Source organism: Shewanella electrica, from assembly GCF_022321485.1.
Taxonomy (GTDB): domain Bacteria; phylum Pseudomonadota; class Gammaproteobacteria; order Enterobacterales; family Shewanellaceae; genus Shewanella; species Shewanella electrica.
The window spans coordinates 365,036-383,404 of sequence record NZ_JAKOGG010000002.1; the positions used below are offsets into that span (position 1 = coordinate 365,036).

Annotated in this window: 22 protein-coding genes and 1 riboswitch; of the genes, 15 read left to right on the top strand and 7 right to left on the bottom strand. The window is 49.5% G+C overall.

The genetic code is table 11. The features are described from left to right. The first annotated feature begins 146 nt into the window (after positions 1–146). The 4 genes from L9G74_RS04165 to L9G74_RS04180 all read left to right on the top strand — a co-directional run bounded on the left by L9G74_RS04165 (position 147) and on the right by L9G74_RS04180 (position 5,316). Positions 147–3,470 (top strand): ankyrin repeat domain-containing protein, encoded by a 3,324-nt coding sequence (locus L9G74_RS04165; protein ID WP_238895015.1) that lies wholly within the window; start codon positions 147–149, stop codon positions 3,468–3,470. A 61-nt stretch (positions 3,471–3,531) separates the two neighbouring features. After that, complete coding sequence (locus L9G74_RS04170; protein ID WP_238895016.1) at positions 3,532–4,248, top strand: hypothetical protein; 717 nt, start codon at positions 3,532–3,534, stop codon at positions 4,246–4,248. 91 nt (positions 4,249–4,339) lie between these two features. Next, the gene (locus tag L9G74_RS04175; RefSeq protein WP_238895017.1) at positions 4,340–4,867 is read left to right on the top strand and encodes a CbrC family protein; all 528 of its coding nucleotides are present in this window, start codon (positions 4,340–4,342) and stop codon (positions 4,865–4,867) included. A 62-nt stretch (positions 4,868–4,929) separates the two neighbouring features. After that, a complete protein-coding gene (locus L9G74_RS04180; protein ID WP_238895018.1) occupies positions 4,930–5,316 on the top strand; it encodes a hypothetical protein in 387 nt (128 codons plus the stop codon). A gap of 9 nt (positions 5,317–5,325) precedes the next feature. Here the strand turns inward: L9G74_RS04180 and L9G74_RS04185 are convergent, their stop codons facing one another. Further along, entirely contained in the window at positions 5,326–5,628 is a 303-nt protein-coding gene (locus tag L9G74_RS04185) for a hypothetical protein (protein WP_238895019.1), read from the bottom strand. A 44-nt stretch (positions 5,629–5,672) separates the two neighbouring features. Continuing rightward, on the bottom strand, positions 5,673–6,512 hold the full coding sequence (locus tag L9G74_RS04190) for a hypothetical protein (RefSeq protein ID WP_238895020.1): 840 nt from the start codon (positions 6,510–6,512) through the stop codon (positions 5,673–5,675). A 180-nt stretch (positions 6,513–6,692) separates the two neighbouring features. Next, a riboswitch (TPP riboswitch) is annotated at positions 6,693–6,805 on the top strand. 56 nt (positions 6,806–6,861) lie between these two features. Here L9G74_RS04190 and L9G74_RS04195 point away from each other — a divergent pair. From L9G74_RS04195 to L9G74_RS04230, 8 genes are all read left to right on the top strand, one after another. After that, complete coding sequence (locus L9G74_RS04195) at positions 6,862–9,027, top strand: TonB-dependent receptor (RefSeq protein ID WP_238895021.1); 2,166 nt, start codon at positions 6,862–6,864, stop codon at positions 9,025–9,027. An 81-nt stretch (positions 9,028–9,108) separates the two neighbouring features. Further along, the gene (locus L9G74_RS04200) at positions 9,109–9,372 is read left to right on the top strand and encodes a YkoF family thiamine/hydroxymethylpyrimidine-binding protein (RefSeq protein WP_238895022.1); all 264 of its coding nucleotides are present in this window, start codon (positions 9,109–9,111) and stop codon (positions 9,370–9,372) included. 11 nt (positions 9,373–9,383) lie between these two features. Beyond that, the gene (gene pnuC, locus L9G74_RS04205) at positions 9,384–10,019 is read left to right on the top strand and encodes a nicotinamide riboside transporter PnuC (RefSeq protein ID WP_238895023.1); all 636 of its coding nucleotides are present in this window, start codon (positions 9,384–9,386) and stop codon (positions 10,017–10,019) included. Continuing rightward, on the top strand, positions 10,016–11,086 hold the full coding sequence (locus L9G74_RS04210) for a phosphotransferase (protein WP_238895024.1): 1,071 nt from the start codon (positions 10,016–10,018) through the stop codon (positions 11,084–11,086). Before pnuC ends, L9G74_RS04210 begins: the two co-directional genes overlap by 4 nt. A gap of 84 nt (positions 11,087–11,170) precedes the next feature. Beyond that, a complete protein-coding gene (locus L9G74_RS04215) occupies positions 11,171–12,016 on the top strand; it encodes a DUF6279 family lipoprotein (protein WP_238895025.1) in 846 nt (281 codons plus the stop codon). A gap of 78 nt (positions 12,017–12,094) precedes the next feature. Beyond that, positions 12,095–12,646 carry an NAD(P)H nitroreductase gene (locus L9G74_RS04220; protein WP_238895026.1) on the top strand — a complete coding sequence of 184 codons (552 nt, stop codon included), beginning with the start codon at positions 12,095–12,097 and terminating at the stop codon, positions 12,644–12,646. A 77-nt stretch (positions 12,647–12,723) separates the two neighbouring features. Beyond that, positions 12,724–12,999: a hypothetical protein gene (locus tag L9G74_RS04225; RefSeq protein WP_238895027.1), complete on the top strand. Its 276-nt coding sequence runs from the start codon at positions 12,724–12,726 to the stop codon at positions 12,997–12,999. Positions 13,000–13,090: 91 nt separating this feature from the next. Continuing rightward, the gene (locus L9G74_RS04230; RefSeq protein WP_238895028.1) at positions 13,091–13,303 is read left to right on the top strand and encodes a hypothetical protein; all 213 of its coding nucleotides are present in this window, start codon (positions 13,091–13,093) and stop codon (positions 13,301–13,303) included. Here L9G74_RS04230 and L9G74_RS04235 read toward each other — a convergent pair. Continuing rightward, positions 13,300–13,602, bottom strand: coding sequence for a type II toxin-antitoxin system RelE family toxin (locus L9G74_RS04235; RefSeq protein ID WP_238895029.1), 303 nt, complete (start codon positions 13,600–13,602; stop codon positions 13,300–13,302). The genes L9G74_RS04230 and L9G74_RS04235 overlap by 4 nt on opposite strands. After that, positions 13,592–13,840 (bottom strand): type II toxin-antitoxin system Phd/YefM family antitoxin, encoded by a 249-nt coding sequence (locus L9G74_RS04240; RefSeq protein ID WP_238895030.1) that lies wholly within the window; start codon positions 13,838–13,840, stop codon positions 13,592–13,594. The genes L9G74_RS04235 and L9G74_RS04240 overlap by 11 nt, the downstream gene beginning before the upstream one ends. A gap of 300 nt (positions 13,841–14,140) precedes the next feature. Between L9G74_RS04240 and L9G74_RS04245 the strand changes: the two genes are divergently transcribed. The 3 genes from L9G74_RS04245 (at position 14,141) to L9G74_RS04255 (ending at position 16,170) form a co-directional block, all read left to right on the top strand. Beyond that, positions 14,141–14,764, top strand: coding sequence for a 2OG-Fe(II) oxygenase (locus L9G74_RS04245; protein ID WP_238895172.1), 624 nt, complete (start codon positions 14,141–14,143; stop codon positions 14,762–14,764). A 270-nt stretch (positions 14,765–15,034) separates the two neighbouring features. Beyond that, complete coding sequence (locus L9G74_RS04250) at positions 15,035–15,622, top strand: GNAT family N-acetyltransferase (protein WP_238895031.1); 588 nt, start codon at positions 15,035–15,037, stop codon at positions 15,620–15,622. Positions 15,623–15,774: 152 nt separating this feature from the next. Then, complete coding sequence (locus L9G74_RS04255; RefSeq protein ID WP_238895032.1) at positions 15,775–16,170, top strand: hypothetical protein; 396 nt, start codon at positions 15,775–15,777, stop codon at positions 16,168–16,170. 122 nt (positions 16,171–16,292) lie between these two features. Here L9G74_RS04255 and L9G74_RS04260 read toward each other — a convergent pair whose 3' ends face one another. The 3 genes from L9G74_RS04260 to L9G74_RS04270 all read right to left on the bottom strand — a co-directional run bounded on the left by L9G74_RS04260 (position 16,293) and on the right by L9G74_RS04270 (position 18,366). Continuing rightward, on the bottom strand, positions 16,293–16,904 hold the full coding sequence (locus L9G74_RS04260) for a hypothetical protein (RefSeq protein ID WP_238895033.1): 612 nt from the start codon (positions 16,902–16,904) through the stop codon (positions 16,293–16,295). A gap of 270 nt (positions 16,905–17,174) precedes the next feature. After that, a complete protein-coding gene (locus tag L9G74_RS04265) occupies positions 17,175–17,405 on the bottom strand; it encodes a hypothetical protein (RefSeq protein ID WP_238895034.1) in 231 nt (76 codons plus the stop codon). Between the two features lie 64 nt (positions 17,406–17,469). Continuing rightward, positions 17,470–18,366: a TIGR01777 family oxidoreductase gene (locus L9G74_RS04270; protein WP_238895035.1), complete on the bottom strand. Its 897-nt coding sequence runs from the start codon at positions 18,364–18,366 to the stop codon at positions 17,470–17,472. Positions 18,367–18,369: the final 3 nt, after the last annotated feature.

An 18,369-nucleotide genomic window follows, 5' to 3' on the forward strand; every position in this document is an offset into this window, starting at 1 on the left:
CGCGCTAACCATCATCAAGGTGGTGTGGCGGAAGTGGCAACATTTAGTTCACGGATGAATGTTCCCTCCTCATGGATGTTGGCAAGCAGCAATCGGGCTGTCATTGGCCAATCTTTTTTACCCTCTGAAGTTAACGAGAGTCTTGCATGTTTTTTAGTCGAAACTCATCTTCTGTCGACGCTATTATCAAGTCTGGCAGTCTAAAAAAACTACAAAAATTAATTGATGCAACGAACTGCAATGCGCTTGATGAGCAGCAGCGTGCGCCGTTGTATTACGCCATCTTATACCAGCAAGCTGAAATTGCGGCTTGGTTGTTATCCCTCGGTTGTGATGTGGATAGTGGCGCTGAAAATGCTGATCAATATGTGATGGAATTTGTCGTAAGCCAGCTATCTGAGCCCTTGTTAAACGCCTTTATTGACCATGGCGAAACCTTACCAAGCTACATTGATGGTATGCCGTTGCTGCACGCCTTGATGGATCACGAAAAAATCACCGAGCGTTATTTTGCGCTGGTGCTGGCGCATGGTGCCGACATCAACACTATTGATTTGCGCGCGACCAACCAAACCGTGCTGGCTTACTACGTTGGGCAGGAGCAAGTACGCGTTGATACGCTGAAAGTCGCGTGGTTGATAAAACTCGGCGCTGACGTCAATAAAGCGGAAACCCCAAAAAACACCCCATTGATGCGCACCATCACCAATCCTGCGCTATTGGATGCGCAAACCAAACTGAATGCCACCACTGTGCCGCGCGTATTAGAGCAGTTGGCAAAAAATGGCGATTTAACGCTGGACTTAGTCGTATTCCAGCCGACATTCCCAGAACGTATTTTGCAGTATCGTCGTTATGCCAGCTTTGTTAAGTTGCTCGAGATGGGGCTGAATGTTGCTGAAAAAGATAGGCCGGGGTTGGAAAAGTACCTGTCGTTAGAAAACTTTGGCCGTAGCGATTTAAAAGCACTGCAAGCGGTGAATGAACAGCGCCAATTAGGCCTGCCACTCGGCATTATGGTCAACAACGTGCGGCAAATGCAGCAAGTCGTTGCAGAGATGCCAACCGATGGCGACGTCAACAAAACCTTCGTCGAGATATTTAAAGCGGGCAATATTCCGCTGGAGAAGAAGTTGGCCATGCTGACCGGCCTTATCGACAAAGGTGCTGACATCAACCAAGGCATTCAATACGCAGGCATGACGCTTAGCCCGCTGCAAATTCTGTGTGGCTGGATGGATAACTTCGAGTACGGCGAACAGATTTTTGATTGGTTGCTCGACAACGGCGCCCAGCTTGAATGCCATGAGCGCTCGGCACTGTTTATGGCGCTGTGGTTTGAGCGGATGCCGCTGGTGAGCAAGTTGGCCGCACGCGGTGCCAACCTCAATTTCCGCGGTGCTGACGGCAGTAATATCTTCACTTGGCTGTTTACCATGACGCCACGTGGTGGTGGCTACGATATTGAAACCCGCGTTGAAACCCTGCGTAGCCTCGGCAAATTGTTTACCGAATATCAGCAACCGCTGCCATTTACCGAAGAATTTAGTTTTAATTTTGATTCGCCAACGGATCTTAGTGAGCGCGCCATGTTACCTGCGTTGCTGTGTCGCTACTCTCCACCAGCGTTTATGGCGCAAACTGAGGCGCTGCTGGATATTGGTTGGGACATCAACCGCGAGATTGTCGATAGCGACGGCGAGCGTGGCACCATGCTGGCAATTTGGGGACAATACGCCAAATTCGGCCATGATATCAGCCCATTATTGAATCGATTGGACGTGAAGCTGGATGTTAGCAGCCCTACATCGGGCAATCCGCTACGCAGTATGATTGCCGCCAAGGTGGCACTACCAACCATTGAGTGCTTGTTGCAACACTTAGACAATATCGACCAAACCTTTAGACGCAACATCGGCAACCGCACTACCGTCGCCGTAGAGCACAGCTACATTTATCACGCCTTGGATCGTTGTTACTCGGAAGAGGGCGATGCCGATAAATACCAATATTGCGCTGATGTGTGCCGTTTGTTGCTGGCGCACGGTGCCGATGCTAACGGCATTATGAAGCGTGAGCTACAGCCGGATTATCAAGATGATGGTCGCGGTTGGGGTCAATATCGCACCGAAGAAACCCTGCTGGAGGCGGCTGGTGAATTTAACAATATCGACGTATTCCGTGCCTTGCTCGATCACGGCGCCGATCCGCATAAACCGATGTGCGTGACGGGCGAAGTATTTGAAATCTATATGGTGTCGCGTTTTAGGCACCCAGATCCCGCGCAGCCAGTGCCGTTCCTTGAAGAGTTAGCCAAGCGTGGCATGCTGGATGTGAACGTACGTAACTCCATCAATAATTCGCCATTGCTGGCGGCATCTTCCAAATGCTATACCGCGCTGGTGCAGTTTTTGTTGGAGCACGGCGCCGATGTCAATGCCTGTGGCGGTTTTGATAACTCCATGCCGCTACATCGAGCGATCAGCAACTGGAACTTCATTGATAAAGAAGACCGCCGTGCCACTGTCGAAGTGTTATTAGCCCATGGTGCTGATGCCAACGGTTTTGACCCAGACGGCGATACGCCGCTAATGTGTGCTGCGGCTTATGGCTGTTTAACCGCGGTTGAAGCACTGCTGGCGCATGGGGTCGATGTCAACATTGCCAATCCAGCAGGTTTTACCGCATTGCATAATGCAGCATGGCGGCCGTTCGGCTATGACAATCATGTTGAATATGGGCGCGATGAAAATTGTATCGACCAAGGTTTGAAAAAACAGATTATTAATCTGCTGTTGGAGCACGGCGCTGACATTAATGCCGCCACCAAAGAGGAAGGTTATACGCCATTAACGGTGGCAATGCTCAAAGACCACGCTGATATCTTTGTGCGTTTGATGAAGCGCGGAGCCGACCTTAACAAAGCCGATGCTCATGGGCGTACGCCGCTGATGATCGCGGTGAAAGATTGCCATGAGCGTTACGTGAACTTTCTCTGCGGCAATCCAGTGGTGCGGGAGAAGGTCGAGCAGCTCGATGGTGAAGGCAGCAACTTGATGCACTATATCGCACAGCGTCAACACAGCGGGCAGGCGTTAGAGATGTTCCAATTGTTTACTCGACGCTTGCAACTGTCGTTTAAGGCAAATGACAGCCAAATTACGCCATTGCATTACGCGGCATTCCGTGGCCATGCAGAGTTAATTAATGAGATGGCCGCGTTAGGGATTGATGTTAACGCCGCCGATGACAGCGGCAATAGCGCGCTGCACGTGGCATTATTCTTTGACTCTGAACGGATGGAGTACCAAAAGGTACAAGCAGTGGTGCGTAATTTGTTAGCGGCAGGTGCTAATCCACGCTTAGAAAACCAAGAAGGCTTGTCACCATTGGCGTTAGCATCACAACGCGAGCTACGCGATTGCGTGGAACTGATGAACATGGTGCCGGTTGGCATGAGCGTAAACTAATTGGTGTGCCGCAGTGGCGATGTGTTGCTGTCGTCACTGCGGTAGTTATATAGGAAACAGCATGTATTACTGGCGTCAGCAGGACTTTGAAGGGCTAAAAGCGATTAGCGAGTATTACGCCTCGCGCCCAGGCTATGAGTTATTCAGTGAATATTGCCAGCTCAAAGAGCGTGGTTTGAAAAAGCCTGCGTTGGCTAAGTTACGCGCATTTGTCGCGCAAGTGCAACAACGGCCGATTGCGGAGCAGCGCGAGATAAGCCAAGAGTTACTGGAATTGGTATATCGCCATCGTGATGTATACAGCATTCAGAGCTTCCCCTTGGCGATGATGCAGCAACAGGTGATGGAACAATGGCGCGACGAGCAGCCAGACAACATCATCCCTTGGCGTTGGTTGGCATTAGCGCGTAACGATTTTGACTGCTACGACAAAGTATTGGAACTCGATCCGAATGACCAAATCGCCATTGGGGCGATGGCATATCGCTGTATTCACATCGTTGATTTTCACTGCCACCATCTGGGCGAAGGCGTGTTTCTCGGTGAGCTGCCGGCCAGTCGGCGCATATTGGATGAAGCGCGTGGTTTCATCGCCAAATTGACCAACAGCGAACAGCAACAACGTTATCGGCAAGATGTTGATGAGTTAGCCAGAATGCTGGATTGCTGGGAAGAGTATGCCGCCATCACTGCGGCCGACAAGCCGGACTTTGCCGATTGGTGCGAGGCCAAAGGTGATGCGTTTAACTTTTGGAGCACCGTTTATTACGCAAAATAAGCGCAATTAGCCAATTTTTCTTGTTATTACCCGTAGTCGCTGCTCGTTATTTGCTAACGTCAGCGGCTGCATAAATGGATTTTGATGGACCATGGAACTGCCTTTTTTCAAATATCATCCTCACCCGTTAGCCACTCGAGCTATTGTAAAGAGCGACCTGAGCTGCGAATGCTGCGGCGAGGCGCGCGGTTATATCTATACCGCCAGCTTTTATACGGCTGAGCAAATTGACCATATCTGCCCTTGGTGTATCGCCAGCGGTGAGGCCGCTAAAAAATACCAAGGTTCATATGTGGATGATTACCCGCTACTGGATGCCAACGTGCCGCTTGAGATCGTCAATGAAGTGTGTGAGCGCACGCCCGGCTATCACTCATGGCAGCAAGAGATTTGGCAGTCCCATTGTGGCACGGCCTGTGAATTTCACGGTGATGCCGAAACCGCTGAATTGACACAGTGGCAAGGCGAACCGCTACAGCAGTTTTTGGATGATGAAATGATGTCAATTGAGCGCTGGCACCAGTTGCTCAGTCATTATCAACCGGGCGGTAATCCGGCAATTTATAAGTTTAAATGCCCAAGCTGTGGCGAGGTGATTTACAGCATGGATTACACCTAATCGCAGCCAGTTAACTTCACGTAAACGCCGGCAAAAAACATGTAAAGGATGGCAGGGTGGTTGTGAAATACCATATTTATCTTGAACAACAATATCTTGGTTACAGTCTGTTAGATAAAGCCGATCCACCGATGGGCGTAGTGATGGGCAACATTGTGTTTGTCGATATTGCTGCGCCTTACCTATTGTTGCGCGATTACTGTGTTCATCACGGTATTGAGCTTAATGAAGATGAGCCCGCGTTAGCACTGCTTATTACTCAGTCAATTGCGGCGCTTCGGGTGATTGATGACCACGGCGTGGTGATCAATGGCGCTTGCAAAGGCGCTGGTGCTACCATTGCGGGCATGCAGGATGAGGGCTACCAGATTGAGATATTTGGGATTCCTTATCCCTTTTACGAACAGGTTTTTCCGCATCACTGCGCCGCTTATCTAACACAGCGTTAAACTGTCTCACTATTTCGCGGTGAGGTTAGCTTGCCGATAACGCCCACACTCTGCGTTATAAGCTGGCGACACTTGCTCAAATTCAGGGTATTGCCGCCAATAGCATTCACCCAATAGCGTTAACATCGCCCAATGCCATGCGTCCTCATGGAACACTAACTCGCGTAGCGGCACGTCAGCTGTTTGGTAGGCGTAAAAGGCGCTCGCTTGTGCCAGCGCCTGTGAGGCCGTCATGTGACTATATTGCTGCAATGTCCACGCGTACATATGGCGCTCGGTTAGCAGCGTGGCGGCATATTCTGTCTCATCCATGACTAATCCCTGCTGACTTTCCATACTCCGCTCGCCGTCGCTTGTTAATGTACTGGAGACAACACTTCATCAAGCAGCACTAGCTGCCCTTGCTTCAGCTCAAAAAATCCATCATAGATAAATGACGCGTTACCGGGATGACAAAAGCCGGTGCCGCCTTGCAAGCGTACGATGGTGCGGCCATTGACGACGCCGGCCGATGTTTTATCTACACCACATAAATCCATATCTGCTAAGCGGCCGCTGCCAATAGTGATTGTTTGCCGTTGCTGCTCAGTACCTTGTTGGGTCAATAATTCAAATTGCGCGGCGGGGTCGCGATCGCGTTCAACCATATCGTCGTATTGCTGATTAAGCTGCGGCGATAAACAGATGGTGGTATCAGCTTGTTGGCTAATTAAGGTGCCAGTAAAACCGTTAACAGGGCAGGCGGTCTGGCTCAGTTTATCGACGGCATAGGGTTGCTCAAATTGCGATTGGCACTGTTTGAGGTTGTAGCTGATGGCGCGATGTACGCGAGTGTCTGGCATCTCTTGCAACTTAGACATCCAACCGAACAACATCTGCGTGCCGGAGCTGATACATTGGCTATACGCCTGTGTTTTCAACTGTGCTGCCATAATGTCGCTTTGCAGCCAGTAATAATCGCTGGTATGTTCTGGCTGACCGAGCAGATCATACATCTCACGGCTACAGCGTTTTTGAAACTCGGTCAGTTGCTCCAGCGCGGTGGCATAGTCTTGCTGCTTGAACAGTTGATTGGCTTGATGACGTACCAACTTCAGACCAGCTAACTCACATTGAGCGGGCGTTTGCGCGGCGGCTTGCTGGCAACATACGCCATAAGTAGCGGCGAGTAGCAGGGAAAATAACAGCGATTTCATAGCGTCCTTGAAAGATTCGTCCTTAACGTTAGCGGCGAATTATTCCATGTTATCAGCCAATTGTCACAGCCGATTGGTGTTACTGTGCAATGCACGTCGGCAAGGTTTTGTGTTTTAATCGCTATTTATATGACAAATTAAACATTGGCTGTTTTCTTAACAGCGAAAATAGGTATACTTGAGCGCGCCAAGGGGTGTTTGTTGTGAAGCACAACAGACTGAGATGCAGTGACTGCGAACCCTTAGAACCTGATCCGGCTAGTACCGGCGTAGGAATGGGCCACAATTCGCACATTATCCAACCGCTAATCAGCATGCCGGATCTCAAACGTATAAATTTGAGGTCCAAATGAACAAAGTTTTACTGCCTACCTTGCTTGCCAGTGCTATCGCGCAAGCTATCGTTACCCCCGTTATCGCCAACGAAGCGCCTGATGTGGCACAGAGTGGCACCAGCGCTGCGCCCGATGGTTCGACTATCGAACACCTTGTGGTGAGTTCTGATTTTCGCGGCACCAGCGTCGACAAACTGCCCGCCAGCGTCACGGTGATAGACCAGCAACGCATTGAAGACCAAGGCGCTGAGCACTTTGAAGATATGCTCAATAACATCGCTAACTTCAACTGGTCTGGCGGCAGTTCGCGGCCCAAGTACTTTCAAATTCGTGGGGTAGGTGAGCAAGAGGAATACAAGGGCGCACCCAACTCCTCGGTCGGTTTTATCATTGATGATATCGACCTTTCTGGTCTCGGCATGGTGTCGAGCATGTATGACTTGCAGCAGTTTGAAGTGCTGCGCGGCCCACAAGGAACACGTTACGGTGCCAACGCGTTAGCGGGGCTGATTTACCTCAAAAGTAACGACCCGACCGAAACCCGCGAACATGGTTTAGAGCTATCGCTGGGGGATGACAACCTACGCACGCTCAGCGGTTTTAGTTCCGGCCCATTGAGCGACAAATTGCTCTACCGTGTGGCAGTGCAGCAGCATCAGCAAAACGGTTACATAGATAATAGCTATCTCAAGCGTGATGACACCAACCAACGTGATGAACTCAGCACTCGTCTGAAACTGCGTTGGTTTGCCACCGACAATCTGCAAGTTGATACCACCGTGATGTTTGCCGATTTTGATAACGGTTACGATGCATGGACGCTGGATAATAACGGCGAAACCAGCTTGAGCGACCAACCGGGCAAAGATTCACAAAAGACCACCGGTGCTAGCGTTAAATTGACCTACGACGGCTTTGCCAGCGCGCAGTTGGTGTCGCTCACCAGCTTTGCCAATTCCGATCATCAGTATAGTTTTGACGGCGATTGGGCCAACCCTGACTATTGGGCTAGCCGCAATTGTGATGGCGGTGCCTGCGAATATAACTACTTCTGGGATCAAAGCGGCAAACGCCAGACCATTTCGCAAGAGTTACGTTTAAGCTCCAAAGACGCCGGCAAGATTTTCGCGGGTTCTACCGATTGGCTGGTGGGCGTGTATTTGATGGATTTAAGCGAAGATAACGACTTGAATTCAGTGTATAACGGCTTTCCTGATGAAGTGCTGCAATCTAAGTACGATGCTGACAATTACGCCGTATTTGGTCAGTTAGATACCACATTCAGCGGCGGATATAAGTTATCAGTCGGTGCACGTATTGAGCGGCGCAGCAGTGATTATCGCGATAGCAATAACGACAATTTTGACCCCAGCGAAACCATGTGGGGCGGCCATATTGCGCTCACCAAAAGCTTTAGTGATACCCAAGAGGGCTACGCTCGCATCGCCCGCGGCTATAAAGCGGGTGGTTTCAACATGACGCTACCGGCCAGCATGGCGGATAAAAAAGAGTTTGATACCGAGATTTTGTACAACTACGAAATCGGCCTCAAATCCGATTGGCTGCAAGGTGCCGCAAACACCCGCTTATCGGTGTTTTATATGGATCGTCAAGATCAACAAGTGGCCGCGTCGCTGCAAAATCCGGCTGATCCACAACGCTTCATTCTGTTTACCGAAAACGCTGGCAGTTCGAAAAACTATGGCGCCGAGTTTGAGGGCAACTGGTATGTTAGCGACAGCGTGCAACTGTATAGCAGCGTAGGCTATCTCAGCGCCGAATATGGCGATTATCGCTACCAAGATAAATACGGTAGCGAGGTGGATTTAAGCGGGCGCGATCTGGCGCATTCACCACATTGGACCTACAGCTTAGGGGCCACTTGGCGCAGCGCCGAGGGCTGGTTTGCCAACCTTAACGGCAGTGGTAAAAGTCAATTTTACTACTCTGACAGTAACGACTCGCGCTCAAAACCTTATAGCATCGTTAACGCCAAAGTGGGCTATGATGCCGACACTTGGGCGCTGTATCTGTGGGGCCGCAATTTGACCGACAAGCAATATGGCGTGCGCGGTTTTTACTTCGGCAACGAGCCAGACCAAGATTGGGCTGAAAAACAGTACATTCGCTACGGCGACCCGCGCCAACTTGGACTCACGTTCCAGTTACGCTTTTTGTAACCGTGCGCCAGTTAGTCACGGTAAAACCCAGCATTGCATGGAAAGCCCCGCTTGAACGGGGCGAAACCAAGGAGATGAAACATGAAATTAACGGCTGAAATTAGCATGTATCCGCTGACAGAAAGCGATTACAAAGAGCCGATCCGCTGGTTGATTAAGCGCCTCGACAGTTACCCCAACATTCAACGGGTAACGCACTCACTGGGTACGCAGATCAGCGGCGATTGTGATGAGATCATGCACATTCTCGCTACCGAGATGAAAGCCACCGACGCAAAGTGGGGCAAAGCGATGTTTGTGTGTAAGTTCGTTGAAGGCGAGCTTGATTTGAACCGCAGAACCTAAGAGACGCAATAATGAGCGAACTGTGGCACCTGTTGACACAAGCCACCACTGAAATGCAAGGCATGAATTTGTGGGAAGGCTTGGCCGTGTTGTTGGCGCTGGCTTATCTGCTATTGGCGATGAAAGCCAATGCATGGTGCTGGGGCGCGGCCTTGGCCAGTACCGCCATTTATACCGTGCTGTTTTGGAAAGTGTCGCTACTGATGGAATCGGTACTCAACGTCTACTACATGGTGATGGCGGTATACGGTTACTGGATGTGGCAACGTGGTGGCAGCGAGCAGCAGGGCTTACCGGTGTGTACTTGGTCGCTTGGGCGGCACGCTTGGGTGATTGCGCTGACCACTGCGTTATCTTTGCTGGTAGGTTATTTGATGGCAAATTACACCCATGCGGCGTTTCCGTATCTCGATGCGGCCACCACCTGTTTTGCGGTACTCACCACCTATTTGGTGGCACAAAAGGTATTAGAAAACTGGTTCTACTGGGTGGTGATTGATCTGGTGTCGATTTATCTCTACTTCAGCAAAGGCATGATGCTGACATCTTTGCTATCAGCGTTATATGTTGGCTTGGCGATTGGTGGCTATCTGTTATGGCGCTCCGATTGGCGCGCCCAGCAACTGGCCAAGGTTGAAGCACGTTGAAACTCGAGTCGTTATTAGCGTATTGCACCGCTGCTGAGTTTGGCCGTTTAACCCAGCAACTGCAACTGATGCAGTTGCAAGTGAGCGACCTCCGCGCTATCGACATCGGCCTGAGTAACCACAGTTTCTGTCTTACAGCATTGCACACAAGCGGTGCGACCCAGCGCTATTTATTGCGTATTAACGCACCGGTGACCGATGTCATTTGCGATCGCACCAATGAGGTGGCGTGTTGGCGTTCAGCGGAAGCCGCCGGTTTAGCGCCGACCTTGTATTGGGTCGATCCGCTGAACCGTTTTTATCTGGCACAGTGGTTGGATGAAACCTCGGCCAACGCGCCGAACCTCACACCGTGGCAGCAGTTCTCCGCACGGCAGTCGCTGTCCAGCGCTGAACTTGCCGACCAAGTACGAGGGCATTCACCCGCGAGCCTATTGCACGCCAGTCAACAACTGCCAATCAATCACACCGAGCAGCAGCTACTGAGCAAATTACAGCCGTTATTATTGGGATTGCGACAACTCCCCGCACCCGCGTTGGACATCAGCTTAGCGCGGCAGTGGCACATCTATGTCGAGCGGCTACAGCAAATGCGCGATAGCAATAACTTCGCTCAGCATAATGCTAAGGACGGCGCAGGCTGGTTACAACGGTTTGAGCAGTTGCAGCAGTTTGACTGCCGCAGCGTGTTATCGCAGCTCGACGAGGTGCTGATCCAGCATCAATACTGCCATCGCGATTTAAGCGCCAATAACTTGCTGCTCACCGCTGAGCGGCTGATGTGCGTCGATTTTGAATACTGCTGTAGCTCACATCCCCTGTTTGAGCTGGTGGGTGTATTAGCCACACATCAATTGTCGCCCGTGGCGCAGCAACAGCTCATTGGCGGTTATCTGCTACAGCACCCGTATGTTACTGTCGATGCGCTCGCGGCATTGCCAGCTGCGCTCGACATCTTTTGGCTGTATTCCTGCGCATGGGCACTGCAAATGGCCGATGGTCAGTGTAAAGACGCCAGCGAATTTTTCAGTTGGTTTGACAACTATTGGCAACTTGTCAGAAAGTGAAGCAATTGGTGGTCGGGAACCAATAACTGTTACATTGGTCCATTACATTAACATTTGCTGAATAATTCGACAGGGAAGCGCTGCATGAAACGACTGCTTACGATAACTAGCTTGCTGCTCTTGCTAACAGCATGCTCCACCAAAATGAGTTATCACTTCATGGATTGGGCCATCGAATGGGGCTTAGAGGACTACGTTAGCCTTAATGACCAACAAGACGATCAGTTTGATCAGTTGCTGACCGGGTTTATTAAATGGCACAAAACCAGTGAGCTACCCAAATATGCCGCCGACCTGCGCGGTTTTCGACAACATATCAGCGATAACAACTTCTCGCCTGACTATTGGCTGCAATTTACCGATAAGCTGCGTGACCATTGGTACAACATTTTCAGCCAATGTTTTGAACAAGCTTGGCCGTTAGTGCAATCGCTGTCGGATGAACAGGTGACACAGATCAACGACAAGCTCACCAAAGAGCAAAAAGAACTCGATGAAGAATATGCGGGTAAAAGTCATGAAGCGTTGATCAAACAAGCCGACCAACGCTTAGAAGATACTTTAGACGATTGGCTAGGCAGCGTAACAAAACAGCAAAAACAACTTGTGCATCAGTACAATAGCGAGCGAGAATTTACCACCGACATGTGGCTTGAGTATCGCCATGAATGGTATCGGCAGTTTAAGCAGACGCTGGTTGAGCGCGATAATACGCCACAGCTTAAAACTCAGCTTAAAATGTTACTGACCGCGCCACAGCAACTGCGTAGCCAGGATTACCAACAAAAACTGCAGCAAAATACCTATAAATTTGGCGAATGGCTGGTAGCGTTGCAGCCGACATTAACGGCAAAACAGCAACGACATCTGCTCAATAAACTCGATGAATTGATAGAAGATCTTGACGAACTCGCCGCAGAAGGTGATTAATTTAGCCACCAGATTTGAGTATCGCTCGCTAGCCCTGCTATGGTGTTAGCGAGCATGTATTAGATTAAGGACAACATTGTGGATGCACTAACGCTTCTTCTTACTCGCCAATCCTGCCCGCGGTTAACTAAACCCGCTCCTAACGCTGACCAATTGAAAGTGATTTTAGACGCCGCCGCGCGCGTACCCGATCACGGTGGTTTGACCCCTTGGGAATTTATCGTCGCCGAAGGCGAGGGCTTAAGTAAACTCGCTGATATTTTTGAAGCCGCCGCCAGCCAGCAGGGCGCTGACGACGACTTCATACAAAAAGCCGCCAATATGCCTAAACGCGCGCCAATGATTATCACCGTGGTGGCTAAAACCCGTAGCGACATTAGCAAGGTGCCAGAGTTTGAACAGCAACTCGCCGCCGGTTGTGCCGTGATGGCGATGCAACAAGCCGCATTTGCCCAAGGCCTTGGCGGCATCTGGCGCACTGGCAGCTTCGCCTTCGATGAAACCGTTAACAAAGAACTAGGACTCGAAGTTGATGACCAGATCGTCGGTTTTCTCTACCTCGGCACCCCAGCGATTGAGATGCCACTGAAACCACAAAAAGACGGCAGCCAATTCGTCCGTTATCTGTAACTGCGGTAATTGCCGACGAAAGCCATTGTTAATCCAGTGGCTTTTTTGGTTTAGCTCCAACCAACCGAGTGGTAACAATGCAGTCTGATCCGAAGAAACTGCTAGAGAAAAATCAGCAACTGATCCATTCCGAGTTGATGAAAGTGCTGTCGCACACGCAACGGGAACAGGGTGAGTGGATTGTGCATTCGTTGATGGTAGAAGGCTGCGATGCGCCGTTTAAATTTAAGCGCAAAGGGCCGTATCAGAGTTTAAAGGGGGCGCGTGTCAATTTGACCTACTATCCCGCACATGACGTGGTAGCCGGGCTCAGCTTTGAATACATGAAGGTAGTGCGCATTAAGAGAAGCTAATGCAGTTAGCTTTCCCCTGTGAGGTTACGGTGCTTAGCGAAGTAAAACTTTTGGTATTTTCCCGTACGGAAGATTATTGATAAGGACAAAAATGAATTCTAAAAAATGGGTCTCATTAATTGCCTCCGTGGTATTGATTGGGCATGCAATTTTAGGACTTATTCGGGGCGAAATTTTACTGAAAGGTGGTAGTACCATTGAATTCCAAGTCGAACCTATCGCGTTTATCGCTTTAGTTTCCTTAGAAATAGCAATTTCGATGTACGTAGTTTGGGCTTTCCTCATTGTAGATAAACGTAGTTAGTCTACGTCGCGATTTTCAATGCGTCTGATCGCTTTATGATAAACATCACTGCGATCACGTTTTCCTACCGCGACAACGGTCACGGTGATGACATCATCTGCAACTTGATAAACTAAACGGTAGCCCGATTGGCGTAATTTAATTTTGTACATGTTATCTGCGCCGGAAAGCTTAGATGCGGGTACATGTGGATTTGCTAACCGTTCAATCAGTTTTTTCTTAAACTGCTGTTGTAAAGTTGCACCGAGCTTTTGCCACTCTTTAAGTGCACTTTTTTTGAACTGAAGTTTATAGTTCATCAATATTTACCGAAATAACGTCTTCCGTTTCACGTTCTTTTGCAATCGCCAGTAATTCCAAATCCTCAAGTCGATCTAGCATCATTTCGTAGGCAGCTGCTGGTACACAGTAGAAGGCAGGTTCATTGCGATTAAGTACTGCAACGGGTTCACCATAGTTACTGGTTGCAACTTTCATAGGGTTCGCTTTTAACTCGGTAATGCTGGCAGCGACATCAGCTAAAATTCTATTGGTCATTTATTCGGTCTCTAATTAGGTCTTAATAGTGGTTATTTTAGCGGCGTACACAATGTATAACAAGCTGCTTGCAGGGAACGTTGAATAGTGTTTGTAATGCGGTTTAGTGGTATTCGATTGTTCGTATACAAATGATTAGCATACGAATCGAATTACGTTGTTGCTGTAGCGGAACTGCCATAGAATCCGCGATCAATGATTGAAGGCCTTTGCATTGTTTGCGAAGGCCTTTTTAGTGGAAGTTTCCCAGAGCGCTGTGTCGAGCAAACGGCTATCGCTTTGGCTATTTAAGCCGGAACGATAATGAATCGATTTGATGATGCGCTGCTAGATACTATCGCTGATGCGTTGGTGAGCGATGGTTACCTGATTTTACGTGATGTATTGCCGCAACAACTCACTGAAGCACTGCGGTTGCGGGTAGAAGAAGCGCCCGTAGAAGATTTTCGCTTTGCGGCGATTGGCCGTGGCGGCGAGCAACAACTCAACCATGATATTCGCTCTGATCGTATTCGGTGGTTGGAACCGAGCAGTGAGCCAGACAGCGGCTATACCATGTTTATGGAATCATTACGCGAAGGGCTAAATCAGCGGCTGTTTATGGGGCTGTTTGATTACGAAAGCCATTACGCTTGGTATCGTCCCGGCGCGTTTTATCAAAAACATTTGGATGCACTGCGCGGCAGCCAAAACCGCATTTTGACCACAGTGTTCTTTTTGAATCATGAGTGGCAAGCGGAGCAGGGCGGTGAGTTGAAGTTGTACGACGAGGACGATCAACTGCTGCACACCATTTTGCCGGAGTTTGGCACCTTGGTTATTTTCTTGAGTGAACGTTTCCCGCACGAAGTGTGCCCAACCCAACGCGGCCGTGGCAGTATTGCTGGCTGGTTCCGTGTGAGCAACAGTCATTACGGTTTTTAGGCTGTTGCACTTTCTGTATGTTAATCGCGAGTTTACGGTGTTATGTGTTGCTAAGCTCGCGGCTTGCTTGCCCAATTCCTCTTTTTGTCCGTCTGGCAAAATATCCTGCTGTTGTCTGCCCCATAGTGAGTACCAAATAAATCGGTTGTTAACTTGCGCTTTGCTGGGAATTTCGGGATAGTTCAAACAGACCCTATTGGCAGTGTTTGCCAATAAGTTGTTGTTGGGGTTAATAAGATCTCAACCTTGAACAGGAGAAACTTCGTGCATATGGATGGTACTTTATCCGGCGAATATGTCATTCTCGAACCCCTGACGCTTGACCACATGGCCGCACTTTCTATTGCGGTTGCTGACGGCGAATTGTGGAATTTGTGGTACACCAGTATTCCCGCGCCAGAGGAGATGAAAGACTACATTCTGGATTCCATGGCAGCTGAGCAGCGCGGCGAAGGGCTAGCCTTTGCGGTGCGTCATCGTGAAAGCGGCGCTATTGTTGGTTGCACGCGGCTGTGTCATTGGGATCAGCCCAATCGCCATATTGAAATTGGTTACACTTGGTACAGCAAGAGTGTGCAGCGCACTGCAGTCAATACCGAATGTAAGCTGCTGCTGTTGAGCTACGCCTTTGAAACGCTGGATGTGATTGCGGTGGAGTTTCGTACCCATTTTAATAATGAGGCGAGCCGCCAAGCCATTATGCGTTTAGGCGCCAAGCAAGATGGTATTTTGCGTAATCATCGTATCCTCAAAGATGGCACGGTACGCGATACCGTGGTGTATTCCATCATTGATAGTGAATGGCCTGAGGTAAAAGATAACCTCAAGCAGATGATGAGTGAATACGCTGAAAGCTAGCTGCTGCTGTTTAATCAGGCAGCATTGCGGCGCTGCCTGACGTTTTCTTCCCTCCGCATCGGCGTTGTCGCCGTGACTTCTCTGACGTCTCTTGAAATTTAGTAGTTTCTAAAGTAGTTTCATGGCATTAGATCTTCAAGGACTGAGTAGATATGACAACTCGTGCAATTTGTCTCGGTGCAGCCATGCTGTGCCTAAGCACTTCAGCGCTGGCGGGTGAAGCCGAACAAGCGTTTTCTTCTGAGCTATATCAATGTGCTGCGTATTACGACATCGGCTCGCAAATGGTGGCGGCGATGAATGCACCGCAAATGGCATCGGTAGGTGATCGCCTAAAAAATTCAGCCCAGCAAGCGACTGAACTGGCGGGTAAATACGATACCCAAGAAGCGGTTACTCAAGGTATTGAACAAGCGAAAGAGCAGATGATGGCCGCCACCGCAGGGCAAGGCATGGGCGGTTTGATGAAACAATATAAAGACTCATGCCAACAGATTTTGGCGAATCCAGAGCAGCGCTTGAATTACTGGATTATGGCGAAGATGTAACGCAGCTCTTGGCCTGACAGCGTGATAAACCAACGCCCGCGGTTGCGGGCGTTTTGCTGTCTGATGGGACGGCACCAATCATTTAGTTTGGGACTTTACTACCGTTAAACATCGGCCAGCGGTTACTGGGTTAACTTATCACTAAAGATCAATACTTCAGATTCCTTCCCACTCCAACGCGTAGCGATTAAAGCGCTATCTGGTTTGACTAACGCGTCCTTAATGATGGGACTTAGGTCAGCCAGTGACGGTGCCGCATCAAACATAGCGTAATATCTAATGGTGTTTTGATACTCTTCGGCGATGAAAAAATAATGTTTGTCGGTCTCAGCTAGCAAACTCACGATACCGCTATACAGCACGTAAAAGGTGCGGGTTTCGTCATTATTTTTGGCGGTGATGCGATAACGTAAGGTTTGTATGCCATTTTTGAGAGCAAATTCATTGGCGGTGGCTTGATAGTCACCCAATAGCATGGTGCTTTCGCCTGTCGCTGCGCCTGGGTCATCAAATTCTAACTTAAAGCCGCTTTCACCGTTTTGTTCTTGCATCAGCACCAACGCCATAAATAGTTTGCCTTCAAATACCTGATGCGCGGTGACGCTGGCTTCGGATGCGCTGGCTGTGGGGGTGATTAGCACAATGGTTAGCACAAACGTGGTAATGAGTGAGTGAAATTGGGTAATAACAAATTGCAGCTTAATGAGCAGGGCGCACAGTAGTTGTTTTGGCATTGTAGTTCCTCATCCATGATTTTCATTGGTAGTCATAGCGCCACTGGCGCTTGGTTACACGCGAATTCTGCTACAGGATGACCGGAGCCTGCGTGTCAGTATTACAGCCGCTTTCGTTACGGCATGCGACTAAACAATACCGCAATTTTGGATGTTTAACTGGCTGAAATTTTAGAGATAAATCGCATATATGAATAATTTTTGAGGGGGGAGTTGTGAAGGCTAAACACGCTGCTCAACAATTTGAACATTGGCAGTGATATCTTAATTTTACTCAGCGCACGGCGTTACAGCTAAGTGCTCGATGATGGCGGGCTTAATCCGTTCTAGTATCTGCTGTGTTTGACTGCGAGTTAAGTCGAGTTGGCACCAGCCGTCGGTACTCATAAACTCCGCTGCATGGTAGTTAAGCATAGCGTTATTTTCCAATAGGGTGAGCGTACCCGACAGTCGAAAAATTCCCGCAGAGGTATGAATACGGCTGATATTAAATGTGGTCATGGTCTTCTTTCGCGTTATGTTGTCATCGTCGGCATTAACACCGCTACGCTCGATCTCGGTGAGCTTAGTCTGGGAACAGATCGGCTAATGCCTCATTGATTTCGGCAAATTCAAAATAGAATCCTTCATCTAACGCATGTTTAGGGACGATGAATTGCCCTTCAATCAGCAGGTCGGCCATTTCGCCCAGCGCCAGCTTTAATATAAATGCAGGGGCTGGCAGACAGGCTGGGCGATGCAGCGCCTTGCCCAACGCTTTGGCAAAGTCGGCATTAGTGACCGGATTCGGCGCGGTGGCGTTATACACGCCTTCGCACTCAGGATTGTTGAGCAGATAACAAATCAGCGCCAGCAGATCACGCAGGTGAATCCAACTCATGCCTTGTTTGCCATCACCAATCGGCCCACCAAGCCCGAGCTTAAATGCGGGCAACATCTTGGCTAGCGCGCCGCCATGCGCCGCCAGCACCACACCAATACGGAAGATACAGACGCGGGTATAGTTGGAGGCTGCGGCTTGGGCTTTTTGCTCCCAAACATTACAAATATGGTGACTAAACTCTTGATGGGGTACCGCATCTTCTGCCAACCTTGCCTCGCCTTGGCGACCATAGAAGCCGATAGCCGATGCACTCAGCAACGTGTGTGGTGGCGTGCTGGAGGCGTTGATCAGCTGCGCGATTTTATCGGTAATATCCCAGCGGCTGTGGCAAATTTTCTCTTTTTGTTGGTCGCTCCAACGTTTTGCCACAATCGGTTCACCGGCTAGATTGATCACCGCATCCACATCGTCGAGATGATGTAGCTGATCTAATGACGCTAGGTACTGATGATTCTGACCAAACTTGTGGCGAGCTTTGACCGGATTGCGGCTCACAATGAGCAATTCATGGTCTGTTTCTAGCAGTGGCACTAGCGCGCTACCGACTAAACCTGTCGCACCGGTAAGTAGAATTTTCATGAC